Source organism: Gordonia sp. (in: high G+C Gram-positive bacteria) (assembly GCF_049647785.1).
In the GTDB taxonomy this organism is placed as follows: Bacteria; Actinomycetota; Actinomycetes; order Mycobacteriales; family Mycobacteriaceae; genus Gordonia.
Genome location: NZ_JBARYI010000036.1, coordinates 1 through 10661 on the forward strand (window position 1 = coordinate 1; position 10661 = coordinate 10661).

At 64.1% G+C, this 10661-nt stretch carries 11 protein-coding genes; 9 read left to right on the plus strand and 2 right to left on the minus strand.

The genetic code is table 11. From position 1 onward, the window contains the following. Window positions 1-159 precede the first annotated feature (159 nt). From WBA38_RS05620 to WBA38_RS05640, 5 genes are all read left to right on the plus strand, one after another. Window positions 160-957 (plus strand): VOC family protein, encoded by a 798-nt coding sequence (locus tag WBA38_RS05620; RefSeq protein WP_424296149.1) that lies wholly within the window; start codon window positions 160-162, stop codon window positions 955-957. 21 nt (window positions 958-978) lie between these two features. Next, complete coding sequence (locus tag WBA38_RS05625) at window positions 979-1737, plus strand: class I SAM-dependent methyltransferase (RefSeq protein WP_424322275.1); 759 nt, start codon at window positions 979-981, stop codon at window positions 1735-1737. 192 nt (window positions 1738-1929) lie between these two features. Then, the gene (gene kstD, locus WBA38_RS05630; RefSeq protein WP_424296152.1) at window positions 1930-3684 is read left to right on the plus strand and encodes a 3-oxosteroid 1-dehydrogenase; all 1755 of its coding nucleotides are present in this window, start codon (window positions 1930-1932) and stop codon (window positions 3682-3684) included. Window position 3685: 1 nt separating this feature from the next. After that, window positions 3686-4546, plus strand: a complete 861-nt coding sequence (locus tag WBA38_RS05635; protein ID WP_424296153.1) for a MaoC/PaaZ C-terminal domain-containing protein — start codon at window positions 3686-3688, stop codon at window positions 4544-4546. A gap of 12 nt (window positions 4547-4558) precedes the next feature. Continuing rightward, on the plus strand, window positions 4559-4990 hold the full coding sequence (locus tag WBA38_RS05640; RefSeq protein WP_424296154.1) for a DUF6918 family protein: 432 nt from the start codon (window positions 4559-4561) through the stop codon (window positions 4988-4990). 38 nt (window positions 4991-5028) lie between these two features. Here WBA38_RS05640 and WBA38_RS05645 read toward each other — a convergent pair whose 3' ends face one another. Further along, window positions 5029-5157 (minus strand): hypothetical protein, encoded by a 129-nt coding sequence (locus WBA38_RS05645; protein ID WP_424296156.1) that lies wholly within the window; start codon window positions 5155-5157, stop codon window positions 5029-5031. 84 nt (window positions 5158-5241) lie between these two features. Here WBA38_RS05645 and WBA38_RS05650 point away from each other — a divergent pair, with 84 nt between their 5' ends. Both WBA38_RS05650 and WBA38_RS05655 read left to right on the plus strand, forming a co-directional pair. Continuing rightward, entirely contained in the window at window positions 5242-6852 is a 1611-nt protein-coding gene (locus WBA38_RS05650; RefSeq protein WP_424322276.1) for an MFS transporter, read from the plus strand. Between the two features lie 46 nt (window positions 6853-6898). Then, window positions 6899-7780: an SDR family oxidoreductase gene (locus tag WBA38_RS05655; RefSeq protein ID WP_424322277.1), complete on the plus strand. Its 882-nt coding sequence runs from the start codon at window positions 6899-6901 to the stop codon at window positions 7778-7780. Window positions 7781-7805: 25 nt separating this feature from the next. On the opposite strand, the gene WBA38_RS05660 is transcribed toward WBA38_RS05655, so the two are convergent. Further along, window positions 7806-8189: a DUF5313 family protein gene (locus WBA38_RS05660; RefSeq protein ID WP_424322278.1), complete on the minus strand. Its 384-nt coding sequence runs from the start codon at window positions 8187-8189 to the stop codon at window positions 7806-7808. A 114-nt stretch (window positions 8190-8303) separates the two neighbouring features. On the opposite strand from WBA38_RS05660, the gene WBA38_RS05665 reads away from it, so the two are divergent. Together WBA38_RS05665 and WBA38_RS05670 are read left to right on the plus strand one after the other, a co-directional pair. Further along, window positions 8304-8756, plus strand: coding sequence for a MarR family winged helix-turn-helix transcriptional regulator (locus tag WBA38_RS05665; RefSeq protein WP_424296164.1), 453 nt, complete (start codon window positions 8304-8306; stop codon window positions 8754-8756). Between the two features lie 248 nt (window positions 8757-9004). After that, window positions 9005-10621, plus strand: a complete 1617-nt coding sequence (locus WBA38_RS05670; protein WP_424322279.1) for an ABC-F family ATP-binding cassette domain-containing protein — start codon at window positions 9005-9007, stop codon at window positions 10619-10621. The last annotated feature ends 40 nt before the right edge of the window (window positions 10622-10661 follow it).

Below are 10661 nucleotides of genomic sequence, written 5' to 3' on the forward strand. Positions count from 1 at the left end.
CGCACTACGTCTGACATAGTGCGGGAATCGACGCATCATGCGAGAACGACGGGGCGGGGCGAAACTACGCATTTGCCGTCGACACGTCCGCCGTGATCGACAAGGATTGGACCCGACATCCATTTCCGCGAATGCCACGCAATCGAAAGAGAGATCGTCATGCCCGCCTACTCCGCAGTTCCCGGCGCCCCCGTCTGGTTCGACCTCATGACCAGTGACGTGGACCGCGCCACCGACTTCTACGGCACCCTCTTTGGCTGGACCACCGAAGAACCCGCCGCCGAGTTCGGCGGCTACCGAAACTTCCAGGCCAACGGCAATCGGGTTGCCGGCCTGATGCCGATGGAAGGCAGCGACACCTCCCCCACCAATGTGTGGTCGGTGTATTTCCGCAGCGATGACGCCGCAGCCACCACCGAAGCCGTCACCGCCGCTGGTGGTGGCGTTCTAGTGCCACCGATGGCAGTCGGCGACATGGGCACGATGGCCGTTTATGCCGATCCGGTCGGCGGCGTGTTTGGCATTTGGCAGGCCGGGACGCACCCCGGATTCGTCGAACGGGGCGACGTCGGGACGCCCTACTGGTTCGACGAGATGTCTATGAACTACGACGCATCAAAAGACTTCTACCCCAAGGTTTTCGAGTGGGAACTGGAAGAGATCGGCGGCGGCGACGCCGGTCCGGGACGGTACGCCCAAATCATGGTCGGCAGCGGCGATGACCGCGAAGGCACGGCCGGACTCATGGACGCTGCGGGCATGATGGGCGACGACCACCCGTCGTTCTGGCAGGTGTACGTCACCGTCGCCGACGTTGCCGCAACCCTCTCCCAGGTCAGCGAACTCGGCGGGTCACTCCTGATGCCACCGGACGACACTCCCTACGGCGTGCTCGCGTCGTTCAAGGATCCGATGGGTGCTGCCATCTGTATCGCCATCCCACCGGCGGGCATGTGAGTTCCCTGCTCTAATGAAGCCGTGACCACTTGGGCTGAACAGGGAGAACTCTTCGACCAGATTCTGGCACCGGCCGCCGTAGCCATCGTCGCAACCGCGGATCTCGCGGGCACCGTGCTCGATGTCGGCTGCGGTACCGGTGCCCTACTGGAGGCGACTGTCGACGCGGGCGCAAAGGCCGTCGGGGTCGACATCTCACCGGAAATGCTCCGGGTGGCCGAGCGACGTGTTCCGCAGGCGATCACTGTTCTCGGCGATGGGCAAACCACCGACCTATCGCAGTACGTCGGTGCGGGTTTCGATCGACTTGTTTCCCGCTTCGGCGTCATGTTCTTCGCCGATCCGACCGCCGCCTTTGCCAACCTGCGGCGCTTCGCCGCCCCCAGCGCCACCATGACCTTTGTCTGCTGGCGCGACGATCAACCCAATCTGATGTTCACGTTGGGCACTCGGATCCTGGCCCCGAACCCGCCACCTTCGGGAGTTCCGGGGCCGATGGCCTTTGCCGACGCCGATCTACTGCGGGGCTATCTGTCCGACGCCGGTTGGCACGACATTGTCATTGATCGGTTCGAGTTCGTCAGTACTTATGGCACTCCGGATGGCCATGGCACCACCACCGACGGCATCGAGGAACGACTGTCGGTGATCGGCGCGACCGGAAATACCGATGTCGACGACGAGACGCTGGCACGGATGCGCGCCGACATTGCGACGAGCATGGTCGACGGCGTTGTCGCGCACCCCAATTACTGCTGGTTGGTGACCGCGCGGGCATAACCGCCACTTACCGTCGATGCGTGTACCCGCCAAGTTGACAGAATCTCCCACGGAGCGGGATCGTTGCAGATGAGTGGTCGCCAGATGCGCGACCATGCACTTTCAGTAAGAACGTGTCCTAGTTTAGGCTGAAGTGAAACACGTTCTACTTTTGCGTGGAGATCACGCAGAGCGCAGACCGAAGGGAACAATATGACCGCCGCCGCAGAACCGGGTGCACAAGAGTCAGCGACCGCTGACTCGAACGCAGAAACGTTCGACGTCGTCGTCGTCGGTGCCGGAGGCGCAGGCCTTGCCGCCGCACTGACTGCCGCCAACAAGGGACTCAAGACCGTCCTGATCGAGAAGTCCCCCTACTGGGGCGGCTCCACCTCCCGTTCGGGCGGTGGCGTCTGGATTCCGAACAACTCGGTGCTGAAGCGCGACGGCGTCCAGGACACCCCCGAAGAGGCCCGCAAGTACGCGCACGCCATCATCGGCGACGCCGCGCCCGCCGACCGCATCGATACCTACATCGATCGCGGCCCCGAGGCCCTCGACTACCTGATCGCGCACTCGCCGCTCGAGCTCGAATGGGTCAAGGGCTACTCCGACTACTACCCGGAGGCACCCGGCGGTCGCGCCATGGGTCGCTCGGTGGAGCCGAAGCCGTTCGACGCCCGCGCTCTCGGTGCCGACCTGGACACGCTGCACCCGCAGTACACCAAGGCCCCGCTGAACATGGTGGTCTTGCAGTCCGACTACCGCTGGCTCAACACCGGCATGCGCAACTGGCGCGGACCGGTCCGCATGGCCAAGGTCGGCATGCGTTTCTTCTGGGCTCGCCTGCGCGGCAAGAAGATGATCGCCATGGGTGCCGCTCTCGCCGCTGAACTCCTGCTGGGCTGCCGTCAGGCTGGCGTCGACATTCGCCTCAACACCCCGCTGACCGGTCTGGTGACCGACGACAAGGGTGACGTCGTTGGCGTCAAGATCGGCGGCACTGAAGACGCTCCGGCTTCGACGATCAACGCCCGCTACGGCGTGATCCTCGGCAGCGGCGGCTTTGAGCACAACGCCGAGATGCGCGCGAAGTATCAGCGCGCCCCGATTGGCACCGAGTGGACCACGGGCGCACCGTCGAACACCGGCGACGGCATCAACGCGGCCATGGAGGTCGGCGCAGCTGTCTCGCTGATGGACGACTCGTGGTGGGGTCCGACGATCCCGCTGCCCAAGGGCCCCTGGTTTGCCTTGTCGGAGCGTTCGGTTCCGGGCACCTTCATCGTTAACGAGCGCGCCGAGCGCTTCATGAACGAGTCGCTGCCTTATGTTGAGGCCGTTCACCAGATGTACGGCGGCAAGTTCGGTCAGGGCGAAGGCCCGGGCGAGAATGTGCCCGGCTGGTTGATCTTCGATCAGCGCTGCCGCAACCGCTACTTGTTCGCTGGCCTCACCGCACGCCAGCCGCTCCCGAAGAGCTGGCTCAAGTCCGGTGCCGTCATCAAGGCCGCCTCGCTTGACGAGCTCGCCGAGAAGACCGGTCTGCCCGCCGACAAGTTGAAGGCCACCACGGACCGCTTCAACAACTTTGCTCGTACCGGCGTCGACGAGGACTTCCACCGCGGCGAAAGCTCGTACGACCACTACTACGGCGACATCAACAACAAGCCGAACCCGAGCCTCGGCGTCGTCGATGAAGGCCCGTTCTACGCGTGCCGCATGGTCCCCGGCGACCTCGGCACCAAGGGCGGCATCAACACCGACGTCGCCGGTCGTGCATTGCGCGCCGACGGCAGCATCATCAACGGTCTGTATGCCTCGGGCAACACCAGCGCACCGGTGATGGGCCACACCTACGCTGGCCCCGGCGCCACCATTGGACCCGCCATGGTCTTCGGTTACCTCGCCGCCCTGGACGCCGCCGACAAGGCTAAGAACGCCTCAGCCGCCAAGACGGGAGCCTGACATGCCTATCGATCCCTCGATTGCCGTAGGCGCTGACCTCGGCGAAACCACGTTCTCGTGGACCCCGCGCGAGGTGGCGCTCTACAACCTCGCCGTGGGCGGTGCGCACGACCCGATGGACACCGTCGGCCTGCAGTATGTCGACGACGTGAACCCCAAGGTGCTGCCGTCGTTCGCAACGGTCGCCGCGACCTTCAACGCCACCGAGGCACCGAAGGTGGTGTTCCCCGGTGTCGACATCGACCTGTCGAAGGTGGTGCACGGTGCCCAGCAGGTGCGCGTGCATCGTCCGCTGCCCGCATCTGGCACGGCGACCACCCGCACCAAGATCGCTGAGGTGCAGGACAAGGGTTCGGCCGCCGTCATCATCCAAGAGTCGGTGACCGTCGACGCTGCGGGTGACCCGCTGTGGACCGCACGCTCGTCGATCTTCGCCAAGGGTGAGGGCGGCTTCGGCGGCGACCGCGGTTCGTCTACCAAGGTGAATCTGCCTGATCGCGGCGCCGATCACGAGATCCTCGTTCCCACGCACCCCAATCAGGCCCTGCTGTACCGCCTGTGTGGCGACCGCAACCCGTTGCATAGCGACCCTGAATTTGCGTCGAATGCTGGCTTCCCGCGCCCAATTCTGCATGGTCTGTGCACCTACGGAAGCGTGTGCCGGGCCGTCGTCGACGACATTTTCGCCGGTGACGTGGCTGCGGTCGCAGATTACGGAGTGAGCTTTGCCGGAGTTGTGTTCCCCGGTGAGACATTGCGGGTCCGAGCCTGGGAAGATGGCGATCGACTGCTTGTGGCCACCACCATCGTCGATCGTGACGATGCACCGGCCCTGGGCAATGTCGTCTTCATCAAATCCTGACGAAAGGCCGTAATGACCGCCTCCCTCCTGCCCTCACTCGACGCCAACCGCGAAGCCATGGCGTCCGATTTCGCCGACGTCATTGACGCGGAGGTGAAGAAGCAGTCCGGGCTGTCGGGCACCGCCATCAAGGCCGCCTACGGTGCCGCATCGAAGTTCAAGCCGGGTGTGGTTCAGACTGCGACGAGCAAGATGCTGCCGGACTTCCTGACGGCCCTGTCGCCGTTCTGGGATTCCAAGCCGGCCGGTGTGGCCTTCGGTGATCACCTGGCAGCCAATGGCGATGCTGTCGCCGAGGGCCTGCTGGCTGTTACCGATGGCCAGGCCGAGAGTGCGCCGTCAGTGCTGGCGAAGGCGTACAAGAGCATTCGCGGCAAGGCCAAGAATTACGTTGTCGACGCACTCGTCCCGGTGGGCGCTGTGGTCGAGAAGTACGCCGGATAGTTCACTGTGAGTTCGCGAGCGCGGTCTGATCGGAGTGGTCAGACCGCGCTTGCTGCTATCAGCAGGAGAACGGTCATGATTCCGATGAGGACCGCGACCATGGCGAGCAACCGCCAGATGTGGATTCGGCCCTGTTGGGAACGCGATGAGAGCTGGTTGGCAGTCATGTTTGATCAACTTTCACTCGAACGTGATTTGTTGTCCGTGTGACTAATGTGTCATAAGTTACAAGAGAAGGCGATGAACTAACGATGCGTGTCGGAAGAACTCCCAGTGACGAAAAGGCCGCGGCAGAGCCCGAAAGCACCGGCGAATCGAGCACGACCTTCCGGACCGCCTGGCTGATTCTGGTCGCGTGCGTCGCCGTGAGCCTCGTGGTCGCCGCGATGGCGGCCCTCAACACGGCTCTCCCCGACATTGCCCGCGCCACCGGTGCCACGACCGGGCAAATGACGTGGATTATCGACGGCTACACGTTGGTGCTGGCCGCACTCCTCCTGCCAGCGGGCGCCATCGGCGACCGCTTCGGGCGGCGTCCCATTCTGATGGTTGGCGTCATCATCTTCGGCCTGGGCTCCCTCGCCGCCATCTGGGTCGACTCCCCGACCGAACTCATCATTACTCGGCTCATCGCCGGTGTCGGTGCGGCGATGATTATGCCCGCAACCCTGTCGTTGATCACCGCGGGCGTGCCGCGCGAGAAGCGGGCCATCGCCATTAGCATTTGGGCGGGCGTGGCCGGCGCGGGTGCCATTCTGGGATTCTTCGTCACCGGGGTGCTCCTCGAGTACTTCCACTGGCATTCGGTATTCATTACCTTCGCCGCATCGTCCCTGCTGATCCTGCTGCTGACTTTCACGATCGGCAATTCGAAGGACGAGCACCCGGGGGCGTTCGACATTGTCGGATCGCTGACTTCTATGACGGCGATCGCGGCGGTCGTCTTTGGGCTCTTGGAAGCCCCGCACCGCGGCTGGACTGATCCGTTGATCCTGCTGTGCCTCATCGGTGGCGTCATCTTGATTGGCGCGTTCATCCTGATTGAGCAGCGCCGCGAATCCCCACTGCTCGACGTCGACCTGTTCCGCAACCGCGCTTTTGCGGCCGGATCACTGTCGGTCGGCTTGCAGTTCTTTGCCTCGTTCGGCGTGTTCTATCTGCTGCTTCTGCAACTGCAGTTGGTGTTTGGCTACTCGGCGCTGAAGTCGGCGGTCGCACTGTTCCCGATGGTGATTGGTGTTGGCGTTTTCGCGATGATCGGTAACTGGGTGGCCGTGCGGTTCGATTCGCTGCGGTTTGTGCTCGCCACCGGTATCGCGATTGCCGCGCTGGGCGTGCTCGCTATCGGCATCATCGACGCCGACGTTTACTGGAAGCTCGGCACCATGCTCGGCATTTGCGCCGTCGGCATTGGCCTGGCGACCGCGCCGTCCACCACGGCCATCATGTCGAATACGCCGCTGGAGAATCAGGGGGTTGGGTCGGCAGTCAACGACACTGCCCGCGAACTCGGCGCGGCCATCGGTATCGCCCTCGCTGGAAGCCTGCTTGCCGCTGGTTACTCCAAGCGCATCGAAGGCACCGCCGACCTGGTGCACTCGCAGTTGTCGGCCGTCGACCCCGCCGCCGCCGACCAGGCCGCCGATGGTGTGCGAAGTTCGCTTGCCGGGGCGGTCGAAGTGGCGAGCCAACTGCCGCCGCAGGGTGCTGCCCTCGCTGACCAGATCACCGCTGGAGCCACCGCAGCCTTCATGCCGCCGCTGCAGACGGCCTGCCTGGTGCTCGGTTCGGTGCTACTCGCCGGTGCCATCTTCCTCGGCTGGTTCGCGCCCCGCGAGGTTATTGCACCGGAGGATGTTTAGCCCCGCGGCTTTCGCATTCCCGACCGAAAGGACAAGACTAACCACCATGCGCATCCCCTTCCTGAAGCAACCGCCGCAGGTCGACGTCGCCGGTTCCACCATCGCCATTACGGGCGCGGCCCGCGGTATTGGTTTCGCCATCGCGACCGACCTGGTGGCCCGTGGGGCCCACGTCGCGATCGGCGATATCGACGCCGAGGCCGCCCAGCGTTCGGCAACCGAACTCGGTTCGGGCACTCGCGGCTACGCCCTGGACGTGACCGACGATGCCTCTTTCAGCACGTTCCTCGACCAGGTCGCCCAAGACTTGGGCCCCATTGATGTGCTGGTCAACAATGCTGGCGTGATGTGGGTTGGCCCGTTCGACGCCGAACCTTCCGTTGCTGCCGAGCGGATGGTCGCGGTGAATCTGCTCGGCGTGATCCGCGGCGTACGACTGGCCGCACCAACCATGCGCCGGCGAGGGCGCGGGCAGATCGTGACGGTCGCGTCGGCGGCCTCGCGGTTGGCACCTCCCGGCGAATCGACGTACGCCGCCACCAAGCACGGCGTCCTCGGCTACCTGACTGGCGTGCGCGAAGAACTGCGCGGTTCGGGCGTCGACTTGTCCGTCATCATGCCGACGGTGGTCGATACTGAGCTCGCCGCGGGGACCGCTTCCGGCTCGGTGAAACTTCTCTCCCCGAGCGAGGTCGCCTCGGCTGTCGTATCCGCGATCGGATCTCGCCGCTTCCAGGTGTGGGTACCGGGCAATGTCGGACCACTGGTCGCAGTCTCGGGCATTCTGCCGCAATCCCTCCGCGACCGCGTCCTCCGCTTTGCTGTCCCCAATCAGGTTGCGGCAGTGGCCGGTTCATCGGAGCGCGCCGACTACGAACAGTCCTTGACCGATCCCCAAGACATTTCCACTCCCCCGATCTCCGAGTAAGCGGAGCCCATCGAGGAGCGCCAGCCTACGTGCGTCGCGCCGCGTAGACCTCTTCGTACCGGATCTTGGCGGCATCGGCGAGGACTCGCTGACGCGCGGTAAGCGGAGAGTCGCCGAGTCCGTTCTTCCGGAGCCGGACCACCCGGTTTTGCTGCATGTACGAGGCGGAGAAGATTCCTGCCAGCAGCACGGCGAGCAGCACCATCAGCAGTCGGATCCACACCGCCCCGTCGAAGGCGAAGTACATCGCCAGGTAAAGCGGCAAAAACGCGATCTGCGTGCGGATGAGGTGACGCGGCACAGCCATGGGTCCGGTCAGGTCGTTGCGGACCCATTCGCGTTTAGATTCGGGAAGCGCCGCCCCGTAGACATACTTGATCCACTCGATCAGATTCGGTCGAACGCTCATTGGTTCCCACTCCCAGTTTGGCAACTCTGAATTTAGATCGTGCACTATTCAATATCGTCCAATCTAGTACACGATTCGATCGTGCGCTACTTAGTTCCGCGTAGACTTGGTCGCATGACCGCGATCACTGGGAACCCCCTCCTGCTGGAACGCCAGGTGTGCTTTGCTCTCGCCTTGGCCAATCGCTCGGTGCTTCGCGTCTACCGACGACTACTAGAACCTATGGGGCTGACTCACCCGCAGTACCTGGTGATGCTCGCGCTTTGGGAACACGCACCGCTTCCGGTCAAGGAGATCGGCAACCTGCTGCAACTCGACTCAGCCACCCTCTCGCCGATGCTCAAGCGATTGGAAGCCGACGGAGTCATTGAACGTCGACGCAGCGACAACGACGAGCGCAGCGTCGAAATCCACCTGACGACCAAGGGCCACGACCTTCGTAAGCAGGCACTGAAGATTCCCGAGCAGGTTGTCGACGCCCTGGGCGGCGACCTCCCCCTCCTCGAAGAACTCCACGCCGTCCTCACCAAGGTCAACACCGCCGCCGTCGCCTCCGAAAACCCCTAACCCCCTTCCTCCTTTTCTGTCACAAAACGACCCAACCATCACGAAACAGCCCGATCGGTGAGGTTGTGCGGTTTCGATCCCCGTCGACGTGACAGAAAAGGGGCGGTGGCGGGCCGAAAACTCGCGTGACGCGCCGCGGTCACTCCCGTAGGGTGGCCGCTATGGAGATTGAGGTCGACAGAATCTGACGCTGTGCCCACGGCACCCGTCTGTCCAATTCCCTCTCGCTTGTTTCAAAGGATCTCTCCATGTCCGCACCACATTCCACGGCATCTGTTGTGCTGCACGATGTTTCGTTCTCCTGGCCCGACGGCAGCACCGCCCTCATCGGGGTCGACGGCGCATTCAACCCGGGCCGCACAGGCCTGGTCGGCCGGAACGGCTCCGGTAAATCCACCCTCTTGAAGTTGATTGCGGGAGTGCTGACCCCGTCGTCCGGCCGGATCGAGGTATCGGGCGACGTCGGCTATCTCCCCCAGGATCTGACCCTCACCGCCAGCACGACTGTCGCCGATCTTCTGGGGATCAGCGATGTCATTTCAGCGCTGCGAGCCATCGAAGCTGGCGACGCCGACCCGAAATACTTCGACACCATCGGCGACGACTGGGACATCGAATCCCGGGCCGACGAAAGCCTCAGCCACATCGGGTTCTCCGCCGCCGACCTCGACCGCAGCGTCGCCGAGCTCTCCGGCGGCGAGGCAATGTTGGTGGCCGTTTCCGGACTACGGCTGCGCCGTACCGCAGTGACCCTGCTCGACGAACCAACCAACAACCTCGACCGCCCAACGCGTGCCCGCCTGGCCACCATGGTCGACGACTGGCCCGGCACCCTGATCGTGGTGAGCCACGACGTCGAGTTGCTGGAGCGGATGGACAATACTGCCGAACTGCACGGCGGCCGCGTGGAGACCTTCGGCGGACCGTACAGCGAGTGGATGGCCTATCTCGAGCGGGAGCAGGCCGCCGCCATCCAGGCCGCGCGGACCGCCCAGCAGACTCTCAAAACGGAGAAGCGCCAGCGTATCGAGGCCGAAACTAAACTCGCCCGACGGGAGCGCACCGCGAAGAAGACCGCGCGAGAAGGCGGACTCCCCAAGATCATTCAGGGGATGCGAGCCAACGCGGCCCAAAACTCGGCAGGCTCCCTGCGCACCGGGCTCGACCAAAAGGTCGACGCCGCGCAGTCGGCACTCGACGCGGCCGACGCCCGGGTCCGCGACGACGACCACATCAACCTCGACCTCCCAGACCCCGCTGTGCCGCGCAGTCGGCGGATCGCCGAGTTCACCGACGGCACCCGCACCATCGTCGTGCAAGGGCCCGAACGGGTCGCGATCGTCGGACCAAACGGGTCCGGCAAAACGACCCTCGTCGAGCAGATGCTCACCGGCGCGGAGCCCACTCCGGGACGTCCCCGCGGAACGCTTCTCGCCGAGCCCGCCGGCTATCTGTCGCAGCGGCTCGACGGCCTGGACGAGGACACGAGTGCCGTCGCTAACGTGCAGGCAGTGGCACCGAATGCCGATTCCGGGACGATCCGGAATCACCTGGCGCGTCTGCTGTTGCGCGGTGCGGCCGCCGACCGCCCGGTATCAACGTTGTCGGGCGGCGAACGGTTCCGCGTCTGCTTGGCGAAGCTCCTCTTCGCCGAACCCCCATCGCAGGTCTTGATCCTCGACGAGCCGACCAACAACCTCGACATTGCCAGCGTCGACCAACTCGCCGAGGCCCTGAACACCTACCGTGGAGCACTGATTGTCGTGAGCCACGACTTCGCCTTCTTGGACAAGCTGGGCTTGGACACTGTTGTAGAGCTGACGTCCGATGGCCAACTCCGCCAGCACGCGGAACTACCCGTTTAGACGTCGACGGTTTTGATTTGCGTTGCGACATGCCGCGTGG